Raw genomic sequence first — 16643 nt, 5'->3', positions numbered from 1 at the left:
GGGGGATCATCCATGCATATTCTGTTCGTTTGTACCGGCAACACCTCGCGGTCCGCGATGGCCGAGATGCTCGCACCGCACTTCTTTACCGACATGTCGCTGACGTTCGCCTCCGCGGGAACGCGCGGCCTGCATGATCATGCGATGTCGCACGACGCGGTGGAACTGATGCGACGCGACCATATCGACGAGACGGCGATCAAGGCGTTCCGTTCGCGCCGCATCACGCCGCAGATCGCTTCGGACGCGGATCTCATCCTGTGCTTCGAGGGGCGCCAGCGCGGCGACATCGTGGTCGAGTCGCCGCTTGCCGCACGCCGCACATTCCTGATCACCGATTTCGTGAACCTGTGTGAGGCGTCGAAGCGGGAGGGCTGGATCGAGGGCGGCACGTTCGCCGAACGCATCGATTCGGTCATCGCCAACGCGGGCCTGCTGCGCCCGCAGCTGCCGGAGCCCGAGGATGTGGCCGATCCGCAGGGCCGCGGCATGCCCGCGTTCGTGGAGGCGCACAACACGATCGTGCGCCTGTTCAAGCGCCTTGCCGCCGCACTGGAATAAGGCACATTCACGACCGGATTGGTTTAACGAATTGGTCTCGAATCATGGCGCGATAATCGGGAATATCGTGCAGATTATTCACGTTTGCCACGTGCATTAACATATGCCAATCGCCTGAGATATTGCGCTACAATGATTGTTGGATAATTCATTGTGATTATTAGCGTGTAATTCGCATAGTCAACGCATACTCAAGGAGACTGTTATGGCATCCGTTCTGCAGGGATTCGAGGAAGTCAAATTGGCCAAGCCGGTCGGCAAGATCGTGATGACCGTCACCGGTGATGTGGTGCGCTTCAACAAGGCCACCGCCGAGGTGCTGGGCTTCCCGGCGTACGTGAAGGTGCTCATCAACGAGAAGACGCGGCAGATCGCGGTCGTCCCCACCACCGCCAAGGCGGACAATGCGGTGAAGTTCAGCAAGCCTGAAGGCAGGCAGACCACGTCCGTGAGCGTGCGCGAGAACGCCCCGCTCGCCGCGATCGGCGCGTTCTTCACGCTGCCCGAGGCGCCGGAGGGCGAGGTCGCCTACCAGCAGGTCACCGGTGCGTTCTACCCGGACGACAAGGCCGCCGTCTTCGACGCCTCCACCGCCGTCGCCGGCACGATGAAGCGCCGCGGCCGCAAGAAGGCGGCCTGACGGGCCGCCGGGCCGACCGGCCCTGACGGATCCGAAAGAACGGCCGCGGCGACATGCCGCGTCCAGGCAATGCACGGACGTGGCATGGTAGAGGAGCCGCAGCGCGAAATCCACGTCGTCATCAGCCGTGCCTCCGCCGGCCACCGGCATGGCTGGTGACGACGAGCACGGACGCGAGCGTCAGCACGAGAATGACGAGCACCGCCGCGCTGATGTACAGCACCCGCCATCCCATCGTGTCCCGCCGCCGCTCCGATGCCGGCAGGGTCTTCCATTGCGCGTACAGCATGACGGACCGTGCCGGCATGGTGATGACGTCGCCGGGACGATAGGCCGTGCCGGTGCCGTCCGCCTTCGTATTCCACGCGACGAGTTCGTGGCCTTCATTGGTCATGCCGCTTCGCGGCAGGGTGATGCCGGTGCCGGCGGCGGCGTGTATCGAAGGGACGCTCCCCCACCCGCCGTGGGACTGGAACCGCATGACCGGTCCGGCGGATCCGTCCCATTCGGGCACGGTGCCGGCCACTTTCGGCCCGTCCAGCGAATTCACCCATCCGACGGCCCAATGTGCGGCCTCGTTGTGCCCTTTGGCGCTCAGATGCGTATCATCCGCGACCGCATACCCGTTGGCATACGGATCGGCAAGCCATTGGTACCAGTTCTTGTCATATTGGAACCCATGCATGTAGGCGAGAGCGAAAAAGGCCGGCATATACGGTTTGACCCGTCCATATGCGGCGAGCATTCGCTTCGTCGCCGGCGCCATCTCGGGAATGTACAGATGCTGGGCATCGGGGAACTCCTGCTCAATGCGTGTGGCTACATTGTTGGCGGCTGCCGTGAGATGCTCACTGAAATACGGGGTTTTCTCCAGTTGGAAATCATTGCCGCCGCCGACGAGGAAGACACGTCGGACACGGTCATGCGTCAGGTGACGTGATTTCATGATGCCGAGCACCGTGTCCAGCTGTTCGCCGTAGGTCTTGCCTTTGCCGTTATTCCCCCTGACCAGATATCCGGTGCCACTGATGGCGACACTGAGCTCCATAGCACCGTCGGCATCAGCGAACAGGCGCGTCCAGCGTTGGGCGTCGCTGGTATCCGGCGAATAGTTCGTTGCGCTGCTGTCGCCTATGAACACGTCGACCGGCCTGGCATCGGCATCGGCTTCGGCGGCCGAGGCGACGACCGCACCGAGCGGCAGGCAGGAGACGCATACGGTCAGCACCACGACGATGAGACGTCTCAACCCGTTCCCCATACTCCCATATTCCCATTCCGAGAGTCTGTGCATCACGCCTCCCCGATGACCGGCCGTGCGTGGAAGTCCCGTTCTCCCAGCAGCACGCCGAGATGCGCTTTCGCCAATGCAAGTCCGAGCAACAACGCCACCGCTCCACATCCGAAGAAATTGATGCCGGTCATCAGCCACGGATCGATGTCGGGCCAATAGGTGAAGGAGAAGTACAGCAATGGACTGTGCAGCAGGTACAGGCGCATCGAGTTGTCGCCGATGAGAACGAAGAACCGGTTGCTGCGTTTCGGGATCATGCGGAACAGCAGCATCGGGAACGGCATGCACAGCAGGTTCAACGCGAACACATGGACCACATGCGGCATGGCGTCAGATAGTGCGACCAGCACCAAGCCGACCACGGCCATACCGATCCCGACCCACCAACGCCTGTCGTGCAGCCCAGCCAGCACGGACGACTTGAATCGATGGAATATGAGGCCCAGCACGAAGAACAAGTAGCATACATAGAATTTGTTCATCAGGTAGGTGCCGTCACGGAAGGGATACAGCACCACCACCAACGCGGCGGCCAATCCCATCATCGCGACATCGGCCTTGCGCGTCAGACCGAACAGCTGGTAGGGGATCCCGAACACGGCGAACATCATGAACAGCACGGCGACGAACCACAGGTGCCCGGACAGGTCACCCGTGACGAATATGCGCGCCAGCAGTTCCCATACCGGCCTTCCTCGATACTGTGGATGCCCCACCGCAAGCTTGATGGGGAGCATCCAGCACAGCCCGACGAACAGCAACGGTACGAGCAGCCTCCAGAATTTCTTCTGCAACAGCACCCAATAATTCGTGGATTTGCGCAGCGTGTACACGAAGCTGTATCCGGAAAGCGCGAAGAACAGCGCCATCATCGGGGTGAACAGCACCAGCGAGAGCACGCCCAGCACCACGGACGGCAACGACCCCGGCTGCACGAGTTGTCTCGTCGTATGATAGGCGAATCCCGGCTCCGTATAGATGATGGTGCTGTGGTACAGCATGACGAGCATGATGAGCACCGCACGCAGGTTCGCGGTGTCCTCACCGGGGTATGGTTCACGTCTCCCTCCCCGATGGCGGTGCTCCCACCATTGCATCGATGTCGGCTTCATAACGCCTCGCCCTCATGTCTATGTGCATCCAGGAGGCGACGGCGTGGAACCCCTCCACCACAGCGGGTTCCCACGCCATCGCAGATCGCCACGACCGCTGATCAGCGGTGATAGTACCCATCCGCGCCAAGACGCGCATCCGCATCGAGCAGCATCGCCGCCTCGGTCTCGTGCACGTCCTCGTCGCCGTCCTCACGGAAGTGACGCGTGGCGATCGGCTCGTACAGCGACGCATGGCCGTGCATGCCGGCGTCGAGACGCCGAGCGCCCGCCACCAGCCGGGCGGTCGAACGGCGCAGCCATGCTTCGAGCGCCGCACGTCCCTCTTCCGGCGTCGCACCGGATGCGAGCACCGCCGCCTCGAAGGCGAGCGGGTTGACGAACACCACCACGGAGGAGACGTGCCCGAAGCCCAGCGACGTGGCGATCACCGATTTGACCGGAATGCCCGCGGCACCCAGGTCAAGCGGCGTATTGCGCACCCAGACGAGCTCGTCGTCCTGACGCATGGCCGGGTCGACGCAGTCGAGCGACATGTTGGCGGGCACCTTGCCGGAGCGGAACATGTGCATGACATCCGAGGTCTGGAACACGAAGGAGCCGCCCTTCGCGTGTCCGGTGAGCGCCTTCGGGGAGAACACGAACAGCGGGTTGCCGGGGGTGCGTCCGATGGCGTGCGCCAGACGACGGTGAATCTCCGATTCGTTCGCGTCGTTCGCGTTCGTGGAGGTGTCGTGCTTGCACACCACGGTGATGTCGTCCGCGGTGAGGCCGAGCCCCGCGAGCTGGCGGACCAGCGCGGAGTCCCTGCCGCCGCGGCCCGCGGCGAGCGCGCCCATGCCCGGTGCGGGGATGGAGGCGTGCGCGCCGTCCGCGAAGGTGCGGGCGTAGCCGACCACGCCGAGCACAGGCAGGCCGAGCTTCAACGCGAGCGAGGCGCGTGCGACGAGCACGGTGCCGCCTCCCTGCGATTCGATGAAGCCGGCACGGCGGCGGTCGTCCGGGCGGGACATGAACCGTGTGGCCACGCCCTCCTTGTGGAGCATCGCGTCGTCGGCGGTGGCGTTCATGTTGCCGAAGCCGAACACGGAACCCCGCGAGATGTCGTCGGAGCCTCCGGTGACCACGAAATCGGCCTTGTGGAGCAGGATCTTGTCGATGCCCTCCTCCATGCTGACGGCCGCCGTGGCGCAGGCGCCGATCGGCGTGTTGATCTCGCCGTAGCCGCCGAGGTAGGACTGCATGACATGGCCGCCGATGATGTTCGGCATGACTTCCGCGAACAGGTCCGGCGAGACGTTCTGGTTGCCCAGATACTCTTGGAACATCTCCATGGAGGAGCGGGCGCCGCCGATGCCGGTGCTCTGCGTGGACGCGAAATCGGCCGGGTGGATGCTTTCGAGGATCTCCGCCGGCGTGAAACCGGAGGCGAGGAACGCGTCCACCGCGGTGAACAGGCTCCACAGGGAGACCTGGTCGAGGCTTTCCAGCATGGACGAGGGAAGCCCCCACTTGGCGGGGTCGAATCCCTTGGGGATCTGCGCGCCCACGTGGCGCAGCAGCGCCTTGCGTCGCGGCACGCGCACCTGGGAGCCCGCCTTGCGGGTCACCGTCCATTCGCCGGTCTCCCCACTCGGCTCGATGCGCGTGTTCTCCGGGTCGATGCGCAGGTACGCTTCGGCCTGTGCGCGGTCGGGCACGTTGAAGGACACGTCCTCGTTGAGGTAGACGTCGGGCAGGATCTCGTCGCCGTCCGGGTCCACTTCCCCGTCGTTTTCGAGCTCGCGCACGCCACAGCGGGCCACGACCTCCTCGTGGAAGCGGTCGTAGACGCCCGTTTCGTCAAGCAGATCGCCGGTCTTGGCGTCCAGCCAGCCGGGGCGGGGCTTGTCCTGCCAGGTGATGAGTCCCATGGACCAGGCGAGTTCGATGACGCCGTTGGTGGTCATGTCGGCGGTGCCGTCATAGTGGATGCCGAGTTCGGCCTCCGCGGCGGTACGGCCGGAACCCCATGGTCCGATGAGTCCGGTGCCGACGATCACGGCCATGTCGTCGAGACCGGTATGGACGTCGCCCCACTGTTCGGCGGCGGCGATTTCACGCGATGCGTCCAATCCCGCGGCCTGCGCGGTGGGCGGCATCGGCAGCGCCTGCAGCTCGCGCACGGTCTCGACGGGCGTGTGCGCCGCTTGCGCGGCCTTGCGCTTGCGCTCCTCCTCCTGCTGCTTGCGGAAGTCGGCGATGAACTGGCTGCCGACCTCGGCGAGATCGACATCCACTTCGCCCACGCCGCCGGTGAGATTGGCGTGAATGGGCGCGTGCATGGCGGCTTCGATGGATTCCGGCGTGACGAGCTTCATGAGTTCGTCGGCGATTTCGCCGGTGGAGTAGGTGCGCACGCCCTTGGCCTCCACGGCGGCGACGAGCGGATCGTTCTGCGCCATGAGGCCGGTGCCGCGCACCCAGCCGATGGTGGGCTGCGCGAGCAGGATGCGGTCGTGCCAGCCGGGTTCGCTCTTCCACTTGCGTTCGATGGCGTCGAATGCGTTCTTGGCTTCGCCGTACGCGCCGTCGCCGCCGAACACGCCGCGGTTGCCGGAACCCGGCAGCACGACCATGGTCCGGTGCGCCACGTCCACGTCCTCGCGCGCGTGGGCGAGGTCGGCGATGCCGCGTTCCAAGCTCCACAGCAGCAGTCTCATCTGACGTTCGGCCGCCGGTCCGGCCTGGTCGAGCGTGCCGGAGACGTGCGGTGCGGCGAACGGGATGAAGAAGTCGGGCATGAGCGCAGGCTTGAGCAGGATGCTTTCCGCGCCGACGCTGCGCTTCTGCTCGGTGGTCACCCATGCGATGAGCGCGTCCACGTCGGAGTATGCGGAGAGGTTCGCCGGCACGAGCCACAGCGCGGCATGCCCGGAGGCGTGCCTGCGGTAGGTGTCGCGCGCGAATTGGAGGCGCTTCCAGTCGATGTGGGAGGCGGTGATGATCACGGTGGCACCGCCGGTGAGGAAGCGCGCGGTGACGGCGCCGGCAATCGAACGCGGCGTGGCGCCGGTGATGAGCGCGACCTTGCCGTCGTACGGCAGGCGCTCGGCGATGGACGCGTCGTCTGCACGGGCGTCGGCGGCGATGGCACGGTAGCGGGCGACGAGGGATTCCCTGCCCTCACGCTCGCACTTGGCGGCCCACCATTCGGCCTGCCCGGCGATGGTCTCCCCCAAGCCGATGAACTGCGGCTCACCGCCGAACAGCGGGTCCTCGCCGAGTTCGCCGTCCGTGTACAGGCGGGCGAGGTCTTCGCGGGCGGAGGCCCAGCGGTCGTCGAACAGCACGGCCTTGTCCGCGTCGAACTTCGGGGCGACGCTCTTCGCCCAATCCGAGCCGAGCTCCTGTTCGACCAATGCGACGACCTTCGCATTCGCTTCGGCTTCGGTATCGTCCGGTTCGGCTGCGGGAGCATCGAGTCCGAGACGGTGCAGCACGTCGCGCGCGGTGGCGGCGAGCACGCCGTCCGGACCGGTGACCTTCGCCTCATAGGCGTCCAACGCGGCCGAGTCGACCACGCCGCCGCCCGCCGCGGCGGTGGCCACCGGCGCGACGGCGATGTGGTGCGCGGCGGCGACGGACTCGACGGCCGCGTCGATGAGCTGGTCGGCTTCGGCGGCGGTGGCCACCGTAGCCGTGGGCAGGGTGAGCAGGTCGTCGCCGCGCAGGGACGCGCCTTCACGCGTGCCGAGCAGCAGCTCGACCAATACCCAGTGCGCCCATCCGGCACCGAGGTTCCAATGTTCCTGAAGGCGTTCGCCCACGTGGGACTGCGCCACGCGCGCCCTGCCGAACAGTTCGTGCATGCGCGTCTTCACGGCGTCGTCGATTACGGAGCCGAACGGCTTGTAGCCGCCGGCGGCGGCCTTCACCATGCCGGAGAGCTTGTCCATCGTGGCTTCCGCCGCGCCTTCCAGCGAAGGCACTTCGATCTCGGAGGCGATGTCCACGAGCTGCTGGTTGCGCTTGGAGGAGACGCCGTTGGTGAGCGTCTCCAACGTGTCCGCCTTGCCGATCTGGTCGGGGCGGATCTTGTTCTCCATGGCGAGCAGCGTCTGGACGGCGTCCACCGCGGTGAACGGCAGATCGGCGACCGGGCCGGCCGGAGCCGGAGCCGGAGCCGGAGCCGCCTCGGCCGTGGCCGTGACATTCACCGTGGCGGCGGTCGCGGGGGCGGACTTCACCGCTGCGGTTTCGGCCGTCTCGGCCGTCTCCGCCGCGTCCTCGGCGTCGAACTCCATCACGCCGGGCGCTGGGTCGGTGTCGTTGCCGAGCGCGCGGTCGCTATCACGTTCCGCGTTGAGCACCTGCACGTGCGCGTCCATGAACTCGGGTTCGCGCAGCGTCTTGACGGCCATGTTGGCGAGCACGGGCGCTGCCGCGAGACCCACCTCCACGAACCGGTCGATGCCGAGTCCGCCACGAGACTTGGGCGTGAACAGCAGGCGCTGCGTTTCGATCCACCGCACCGGCGAGGCGAACTGCCAGGCGAGCAGTTCGATGAACAGCATGCGCGAGAGCTGCTGGGGGTGGTCCTGCCACCACTGCCATGATTCCTCGGTGGCGAGCGCCTCCCTGACCTTTTCGGAAGGCGCGACCTCGAGGATGGCCTCGGCGAATTCGCGGGTCAATGCGAACGGGCGCGCCACGAGGTTGGGGATGTAGTGCCCGGTAAGGCCACGAAGGTCGTCCGTCTCCGGAATGAGTTCCTCAAGCCGTTCACGGTACTTCGGCACACCGGGGCGCATCTTGCGGGAGTGGAAAGGCACGTCGATGCCGGGAATCGGCATGTACGACGGTTTGCCGCCGTATTCCTCGGCGCGCTTCTCGCTGTCCTCCTTGAGGAACTTGAGGCCGCGCAGCGTGCCGACCACCGCGTACTGCGAGCCGGGCACGTTGTAGTTGACGATCTGCAGGAACTCGCCGCAACGGGCGGAGACCTCGTTCACGTAGGCGTCGACCTGATCGTCGCCCACGCCGAACTGGATGGGGCGAAGCGCGCCCATGCCGTAATCGGAACGGCCATCCTCGTCACGGTCCACGAGCTCGTACATGGTGTTGCCGCGCTGGTAGACCATGTCGATGACGGTTTCCAGCGGGAACGCACCGCCCACCACGGAGAGGGCCGTGTATTCGCCAAGCGAATGGCCGGCGATATAGGCGGTGGACTTGTCCGTCACGCCTTCCGCGTCGAATTTGGCGAACTGGGCGAATCCGAGCACGGTGAGCGCCACCTGCGTGAACTGGGAGAGGAACAGCACGCCGTCCGGGTGCTTGTATTCCACGCCCCGCACCACGATGGACGCGGGATTGTCGCGCACGATGGACAGGATCGAGAACCCGTACTTGGCACGCGTGTGGCGGTCGGCGCGCTCCCACACCTCGCGTGCGGCGACGGAACGGGAGAGGTCGGCCAGGCCCATGCCCTTGCGCTGGGAACCTTGGCCGGGGAACACGTAGGCGGTCACGGGAGCGACGGCGATGGCGCGGGCGCGCGCCACGGTGAGGTCGCCCACCTTGCACTGCACGTCGAGCAGGGTGCGCCCGTCCGAGGCACGCCCGGCGCGTTCCACGGTCACGTCGACGGCGGCGCCGAGCGGCACCGGGGCGAACATGGAGTAGGTCCATCCCTGGATGCGGTAGCGGGTGTCGTCAAGCGTGTTGAGGGCCGAGACGACCTGCTGCGCGGCGGCGGACAGCCACATGCCGTTGACGATGGGCTCGTCGTAGCCGGACATCTTCGAGCTGACCCGCGAGACGTGCAGCGGATTGTAGTCGCCGGAGACCTGTTCGAAGGCCATCATGTCGGTCGGCGCGGTGATGCGCACGCGGCGCAGCAGACGGCGCGCGGTCTTGACGGGCTTCTCGTGTTCCTCGGCCAGTACGCCGCCGTATGGTTCGGCGATGGGCGCGGGGTCGTCCGAGTAGACGCGCGCGGGGATGATGAACCGTTCCACGAGTTCGGCCACCGGCTCGCCCGCATCGCTTCCGGCCGGGTCGGCGTCGTCATGCAGACGCAGTTCGATATGGGCGACGATGACGCGTCCGTTCACCGATTCGATGGCCGGATCCGCCCAGCCCACCGCATCAAGGCACGGCGATTCGCCACGTTCGGCCTTGACGTGGTACCGCTCCATCAGCGTCTCCACGGTGCCGTCCTGCGGGAACCTGATCTCATGGCTCAGATGGATGGTGGCTTGCAGTGATTCCAGCCAGGAGACGCCATCGGTCACGCCGGAGGATTCGCCGGTGTAGAGCAGCGGCCACAGCATGCACATGAGCGCGTCCGGCACGGCCGAAGCGGGGTCGAGCGGCTCCGGGAGCCTGCCTGACGTGACGGCGAGGTGCTTGGCTCCGAGCAATGCGTCGAGGTGCAGCCGCATGTGGAATTCGCCGAACGGCGAGCGCGAGGACTGTACCGCCTTCGGCAGATCGTAGATGGGGTTGCCGCAGATGTCGCGCGTTCCCACACCCGCCATGCCCTTGAGCTGTTTGAGCAGGTCGTCGTCGAGCAGCACGTCGTCGGCCACCGGGTAGGCGCCGTCGGCCGCGCCGTCCGGGAACGTCAGCGGCACGGAGATCTCACGCACCGCGTAGGCGCCTTCCGTCTTGTCGTGCGAATCCCAATACGTGTTGTCCAGATGGGTGACGATCTGCCACGTGTCCGGCTTGTCGGGCACGGCCTCGTAGATGATGTGCCCGTCCAGTTCCCTGTGGTCGGCTCCCGTGTTGAGGGTGAGGTGTTCACGGCGTGAGATGAGCGCCGAGGAACGGATGAACCGTTCCTTGCTCGCCGCCGGTCTGCCGGTGCGGGCGTCGGCGCGACGGGCCACCGCAGGCGTCGGCTGAACGCCATGCGCCACGAGCTCGTCCACGCACCCCTGCTCGAAACGGCCGAGCAGGTCGGCGACGGGCTCGTTCATATGATCGACGTGCGCCACGGAGACCGGTCCGGGCAATGCGAGCACCTGATCGGCGGTGTAGCGCGGATCCTGCGACTGCCACATGGCGTCACGTCCCCACCAGCCCGCCACCTGCCCGTCGATGACGGGCACGAACGGCACCGGCTTGCCTTCGCCGGCGCAGAGTGCCACGAACCATGCGGCGTCGGTTTCACTCACGGTGGCGGCCGCGGTGAGCGGATACTCCCGTTCCAGCTGTTCGATGGCGGCGGACGGATCGTCGACCGCCTCGGCGGCGTCGATGAGCGGCGTGAACGTGCCGTGGTCCCGTGCGGTGAAACGCTGCTCGCACCGTTCGACCATGCGCGCGAAACGTTCGCTCCACGAATCGTCCGCCCACGGGTGGCCGAGTTCCACGTACCGGCGCAGCCATGCGGCATAGGTCATATGCGTCACGTCGCCGAAGTACGGTTTGGCGGTGGCGGCGAGCGCGGCGATGATCTCCTCGCGGCGCGCCTCGACCTCCTTCTCGACGTCCTTCGCCGCGCCGACCTCGTCGAGCAGACGGTTGCAGCGTGCGGCCGCGTTGTCCAGTTCGTACAGGTCGGCGTGCAGGGAGCTCACGCCCGAGGCGACGCCACCGCGTGCGGTGTTGCGGCGAATCCAACCGTCGGCGGTATCATCGCCGTTCTGCTCACGCTCAGGCGTACCGTTCGCCTTCACCAACGCACGTTTGACATCCGGGTTGGTGAGCGCCTCCTTGCACGTCATGGCCACGGTGCCGACGAACACGGCGTCCACCGGCATGGGGCGCAGGCCGTAGCGGGCGGACCATGCGCCGGTGATGTAGCGCGCGGCCTTGCCGGGCGTGCCGAAGCCTCCGCCGACGGCAAGCACGAGGTTGTGCATGCGGCGGATGCTCGCATACTGGGCGAGCAGCATGTGGTCGAGGCTTTCCCAGGAGTGGTGGCCGCCGCCGCGGCCGTCCTCCACCTGCAGGATGAGCGTCGTCTCCGGGTGGTCCTTGGCGATGGCCACGGCCTGACGGATCTGGTTGACCGAACCGACCTTGAGAGATATGTAGACGAAGCCGTCGGCGTGCAGTTTGTCGAACAGTGCGCCCGCCTTGTCCGGCTCAGGCAGTCCGGCGGACAACGTGACGCCGTCGAGCGGGGCGCCGGCGCGACGGGCCTTGCCGGCTATGTCCTGGGAGCCGAAGTGCAGCTTCCACAGCGTGGGGTTGAGCAGCATCGTGTTGAACTGCGCGGCCATGCCGGGCTTGAGCATATCGTGCATTCGGGTCACGTTGCCGAAGAAGATCTTCTTGCTGACCTGACCGCCTCCGGCGAGTTCCGCCCAGTGGCCGGCGTTGACGGCCGCGGCCACGATCGCCGGGTCCACGGTGGTGGGCGTCATGCCGCCGAGCATGATGGCGGAGCGTCCGGTCAGACGGGTGAACGCGGTGTCGAGCACGGTACGGCCATCCGGCAGGGTGATGAGTTTCGGCGCATACGCGGACCAGTCGTCGTTGGGCTTGCGGTCATAGTCGGGCAGACCTACGGCGTCACATGCCTTGGTACCGCCTGTGGGGATGATGCCCGCTCCGGAACCGGCCAGCAGCTTGTCGGTCAGGTCGCCGAGCACGCTGCCGGGGCCGAGGTCCACGAACCAGCGGATGCCCTCGTCGAGGGCGTGCGTGATGCGCTCGTTCCACCGCTCGGTCTTGGTGAGCACGTGCTCGGCGATGGAGCGCGACTCGTTCTCGTCGAATCCGCAACGGACCGCCCATGCGACGGCCTGCTCCACGGCGGGTGCCATGAGCGCGGAATGGAACGGCGCTTCCACGGCGAGGAATTCGGTCACCGGCGTGACGGGCGTGCCGCCGAATCGTTTCGCGTTCGCCGCCGCATGGTCCGCCTCATGCGCGATGCCGTCCGCCAGACGCGCGAGTTCGACCGGCATGCCGGAGAAGACCACATGATCGTAGGCGTTGACGACGGCCGGTGCGGCCTCATGCCCGAGTATCCGCGCGGCGAGGTCCATGCTCTCCTGGACGCGCGGACCGGTGACGGAGAGCATGGGGGTGCGCTCGCCTGTGGAGACGATGCCGAGCGCGCGCACGCGCAGGGAGGCGGCGGCGCCGATGATGCGCGCGAGCGCATAGTAGCGGGCGGCACGGTCCTGATCATGGTCGAGGTATGCCTCGGCCAGCCGGGCGGCGATCACACCCTGTGAATGACCGATGATCGCATCCGGCCGATGATCGGCGAACAACGGCTCGGTGGCGGTGTCGAAGTAGACGAGGAGCGCGGCTTGTGCGCGGACGATACCGGGCACACTGACCGCGGGATCGAGGTCGGAGGCGATGCCCTGATCCGGCGCGCTTGACAGCAGTTCGGCGGCGATGGGCGACAGTACCCGGCGCGCATCCGATTCCAGCCCCTCGACGAAGGCCGCGACGGTCGTATCCGCACAGGCCTCCCGGAGTGCGGATTTCCATGCCGATCCTCCTTGACCGGCAAACATCAGCGCGTACCTGATGCGATCGTAATCCTCCTCACGGGTGTTCCGCAGACGCTTCATCAGCGTAGGGCTTGCGACATGTTGCTTTTCGTACGGCATTTGCAGCATTGTTCTTTTTCTTCTGTTGGACTTCTTCTCCCCGTTCCCAACAGCTCGCGGGGGATCTTTGCACTTAGACCCCCCCCCCCCGCACGAATGCGAGACAGACAAACTTCATAGTGTCTCACCATGCGGAGGTAGTCCCACGTGTCACTGTACCATGCCGTTCAGCATTCGTTCAGCCGCGATTCGGCGCTCTACACAGCATCGCTCAGCCCCTTGTGTGGAGCACCACTGCTCCGCACATAACGGTGAAGCACGCCATTTGCGCACTCAGATTCACGTTTTACACACCCATTCGGCATGTTCGATTCACGGCTTGCAGCCGCCGCGCACTGTAGTGAACACGGTCGCGGTCGCGAACACGAACACGAACACGAACACCGTCGCGCTCTGATCCGAGAGGAAAGCCCCCAGCGAAACCGCCGCACGCAACACCGTCCAGCCCAGTCGTAGGGGGCAAAGTCGTCATTTTTTGCAAGAATGACCCCCATAACCTGTCATTTTCGCCTCGATGCACCTATTGTCACGCAAAGAAACGCCATGAACCAAGGAGCACGCATGAACTCATCCAACGCGTCCGAACCATACCGACGAGAGCATTACCTCGACCAGTTGCGCCCCTTCTACGACGCGGACGACCTCATCAAAGTGGTGACCGGCATCCGTCGCTGCGGCAAATCATGTCTGTTGTTGTCGGTCATGGACGAGCTCCGTGAGCGCGGCGTGCCCGACGGGAACATCATCTACCTCAACCTCGATCGGAGCGAATACCGCAACGTCACCACCCCAGACCAGCTGGAAGCCGCTATCAAGACGTCGAAACCACAGTCAGGCCTACGCTATCTACTCATCGACGAGGTGCAGAACGTCAAGGATTTCGAACCCCTGATCAACGCCATACGAGAAGACGGCGGCACGTCGATCTTCCTGACCGGCTCCAACTCCTATCTGCTGTCCGGCGATCTGGCGACCAAACTGACGGGACGGTATATCGAAGTGGAGATGTTCACGCTCTCCTTCGCCGAGTATCTGGGAATGCGAGGGTTCTTCGGCTTGCCTGCCGACAACGTCCCCATGCTGTTCCGCGACTATCTGACCTATGGAGGATTCCCCCGCTCACTGAGCATTCCCGACGTTCGCGCCCGAGACCTTTACATCCGCGACGTGGTGTCCCAGATCTTCGACAAAGACATACGCACCCGCCGCAAAGTGAAGGACGTGGCGCTGTTCGACCGCGTGCAATCGTATTTCATCAATAACTACGCTGCCCCCACCAACATCAGCAACATCGGCAAATACCTGCTCCACGCCGAGAACATCCACACCAAACGCGAAACGCTGTCAAAGTACATCCGTCTGCTGGAGGACGCGAAGATCATGTACCGATGCCCCCGGTTCGATCTCAAGTCGCGTCGGATGCTGCGCGGCGGCGACAAGTTCTACCTCGCCGACACCGGCATCTACACCGCACGCAACACCAACGCCCAAATCAGCTACGGGCCAGCGCTGGAGAACATTCTCTACAAGCACTTGCGCGCGAAAGGCTACGCTGTGAGCGTCGGCAGCATCGGCAAGCTCGAATGCGACTTCATCGCCCGCAAGAACAACACGTACTGGTACATTCAGGTTTCGCAGACCATCGCCGACCCCAACGTGGAGGAACGCGAATACCGTCCGTTCCGGTATATCCGCGACAATTATCCACGATACTTGTTCACGCTCGATCCGCTGCCCGAGCAGCGCGATGGCGTACGCCATCTGAACCTGATGGAGTTTCTGGCCGAAGACGGCGATCTCGAACCATGATCTGGCTAGAGACGGTTCGGAACCACTCCAGCCCAGCCGTAGGGGTCAAAGTCGTCGTTTGTTGCAGGAATGACCCCCATAACTCGATGCCGCCCCTCACAATTCGATGGTCCCCGTTCGTGCCTACATCGCGATATCGCTATGCGGCGTCATGGCGCCCTCTCCGCCTGACGCGTCGATGCCGCGACGGAACGGCATCGCGCGCCGACCTGTCGGCGGCGTTTCCGGCGGCGGCGCGCACAGAGGGGATGCTCCCCCCAGCCGCCGTGCGACTGGAACCGGGCAAATCCCAGAATGTCTCACCATGCGGAGACAGACTCGCCTATCCTGTACCATGCCGTCAAGCGCCCGTTCAGCTGCGATTCAGCGCTCCACATGAGGGTCGGGTTTTGGAGTGTGGAGCAGAGATGCTCCACACGAGACTCGCGAGGGATTCACTGAGGGTTGTGTGGAGCGTTATTGCTCCACACAATGCGCATGGAAGACGAGGAACGAAAGTGTGGAGAGCGGCCTCTCCACACAAGACGCATATGGGGATTCCGGCACGAGTGTGGAGCAATATCGCTCCACACAAGCCGCGAACACCGGCTCGAAATCGATGTGTGGAACACCGGCGCTCCACACACATTTCCCAACTCCTTGTGTGGAGCATCACTGCTCCACACAAGCGGCCGCGCTTGCCGGAGCAGTTCCACCTTACGACGGCCCATACGGCCTCAGGCTTTGGCCGGGTCAAGCCATGCGAGCGCATATATCGACATATAGTGCATGCCGATTCACGTTTTTCACCCTGCTTTGGCATATTTGATTCACGTTTTACACACTGATTCGGCATGTCGGATTCACGTTTTGCAGATGCCGCGCACTGCGGTACACGCGATCGCGAACACCTGCGCACGGTCGATGCGGTATTCGATGTGGTCGATGCCGACAGCCCGGCGAGCCGGTAGGCGATGCGATCGTTGTCCGGCTCCCTGCTGGTACGCCCACCTTTGATCAGGCTTCTGACGCCGTTGCCGCCGATGACCCATCGTTTCGGCAGGTCGCCGGCACTGGTGACATCCGGCGTGCTCACGTCGTCGATGCGCGACGGATGCCCGGAGAACAGGGCCTTGCCGAGCCGCTCGTCGAAATCGTTGTGGAAGAAGTTCACATCCCCGGATTCAACGTCGGCGACACCACGCCACCACACATGAAGCGCATCCAACCGATGCGCCAGACAGGCGAAACGCGCTTCATCCCACGGCACACGTCCCATCTCCGTCTTCCGATGAGATATCCAAAATGGAGGAACAGCTGCAAACTCTCGCAGGCTTCCCGACGGACACCTATTTCGCCGCCTTGCGGAAACTGACGAACGCCACGCCGGCAACAACGACCACGACCACAGGAAACGGAACCGACCATGAAGATCAAAGCGCTTGACGTTCTGCTCAATGGACGCCACATCGGCGTGCTGCGCGAGGAACCGACCGGCAGACACACATTCACCTATGATCCAGACAATTCCGACACGACCACGCTTTCACTGTCCATGCCATTCAGGCCGAGCGCGCCATGACGTCACCATCACCTCCACAAATAAGCCATACAGACAACCATCATTGCAAATGAGCTTGTGCCTGTCTCTTATCTCAGTCACGTAACTGAGATAACGA

The 16643-nt window shown here is 64.6% G+C and carries 7 protein-coding genes; 4 read left to right on the top strand and 3 right to left on the bottom strand.

Translation table 11 applies throughout. The annotated features are described in order from the left end of the window. The first annotated feature begins 12 nt into the window (after nucleotides 1-12). Entirely contained in the window at nucleotides 13-561 is a 549-nt protein-coding gene (locus BFAL_RS02460; protein WP_055426857.1) for an arsenate reductase/protein-tyrosine-phosphatase family protein, read from the top strand. 205 nt (nucleotides 562-766) lie between these two features. Then, nucleotides 767-1201 (top strand): hypothetical protein, encoded by a 435-nt coding sequence (locus tag BFAL_RS02455; RefSeq protein WP_055426856.1) that lies wholly within the window; start codon nucleotides 767-769, stop codon nucleotides 1199-1201. A 121-nt stretch (nucleotides 1202-1322) separates the two neighbouring features. On the opposite strand, the gene BFAL_RS02450 is transcribed toward BFAL_RS02455, so the two are convergent. The 3 genes from BFAL_RS02450 to BFAL_RS02440 all read right to left on the bottom strand — a co-directional run bounded on the left by BFAL_RS02450 (nucleotide 1323) and on the right by BFAL_RS02440 (nucleotide 13137). After that, a complete protein-coding gene (locus tag BFAL_RS02450) occupies nucleotides 1323-2462 on the bottom strand; it encodes an InlB B-repeat-containing protein (RefSeq protein ID WP_055426855.1) in 1140 nt (379 codons plus the stop codon). A 32-nt stretch (nucleotides 2463-2494) separates the two neighbouring features. Continuing rightward, a complete protein-coding gene (locus tag BFAL_RS02445; RefSeq protein WP_082440297.1) occupies nucleotides 2495-3607 on the bottom strand; it encodes an acyltransferase family protein in 1113 nt (370 codons plus the stop codon). 101 nt (nucleotides 3608-3708) lie between these two features. Continuing rightward, a complete protein-coding gene (locus tag BFAL_RS02440; RefSeq protein ID WP_082440309.1) occupies nucleotides 3709-13137 on the bottom strand; it encodes a type I polyketide synthase in 9429 nt (3142 codons plus the stop codon). A gap of 600 nt (nucleotides 13138-13737) precedes the next feature. Here BFAL_RS02440 and BFAL_RS02435 point away from each other — a divergent pair. Further along, on the top strand, nucleotides 13738-14985 hold the full coding sequence (locus BFAL_RS02435) for an ATP-binding protein (protein ID WP_055426852.1): 1248 nt from the start codon (nucleotides 13738-13740) through the stop codon (nucleotides 14983-14985). Nucleotides 14986-16390: 1405 nt separating this feature from the next. Further along, the gene (locus BFAL_RS10580; protein ID WP_082440295.1) at nucleotides 16391-16546 is read left to right on the top strand and encodes a HipA N-terminal domain-containing protein; all 156 of its coding nucleotides are present in this window, start codon (nucleotides 16391-16393) and stop codon (nucleotides 16544-16546) included. The last annotated feature ends 97 nt before the right edge of the window (nucleotides 16547-16643 follow it).

The organism is Bifidobacterium aesculapii, from assembly GCF_001417815.1.
GTDB lineage: Bacteria > Actinomycetota > Actinomycetes > Actinomycetales > Bifidobacteriaceae > Bifidobacterium > Bifidobacterium aesculapii.
Note: the sequence above shows the minus strand (reverse complement) of the source record. Positions and strands in the feature narration are given on the sequence as shown.

Bases quoted from the DNA above. Each gene is read 5' to 3' on its own strand.
- BFAL_RS02460 (WP_055426857.1), top strand. From the start codon at position 13: ATGCATATTCTGTTCGTTTGTACCGGCAACACCTCGCGGTCCGCGATG.
- BFAL_RS02455 (WP_055426856.1), top strand. From the start codon at position 767: ATGGCATCCGTTCTGCAGGGATTCGAGGAAGTCAAATTGGCCAAGCCG.
- BFAL_RS02450 (WP_055426855.1), bottom strand. From the start codon at position 2,462: ATGGGGAACGGGTTGAGACGTCTCATCGTCGTGGTGCTGACCGTATGC.
- BFAL_RS02445 (WP_082440297.1), bottom strand. From the start codon at position 3,607: ATGAAGCCGACATCGATGCAATGGTGGGAGCACCGCCATCGGGGAGGG.
- BFAL_RS02440 (WP_082440309.1), bottom strand. From the start codon at position 13,137: ATGAAGCGTCTGCGGAACACCCGTGAGGAGGATTACGATCGCATCAGG.
- BFAL_RS02435 (WP_055426852.1), top strand. From the start codon at position 13,738: ATGAACTCATCCAACGCGTCCGAACCATACCGACGAGAGCATTACCTC.
- BFAL_RS10580 (WP_082440295.1), top strand. From the start codon at position 16,391: ATGAAGATCAAAGCGCTTGACGTTCTGCTCAATGGACGCCACATCGGC.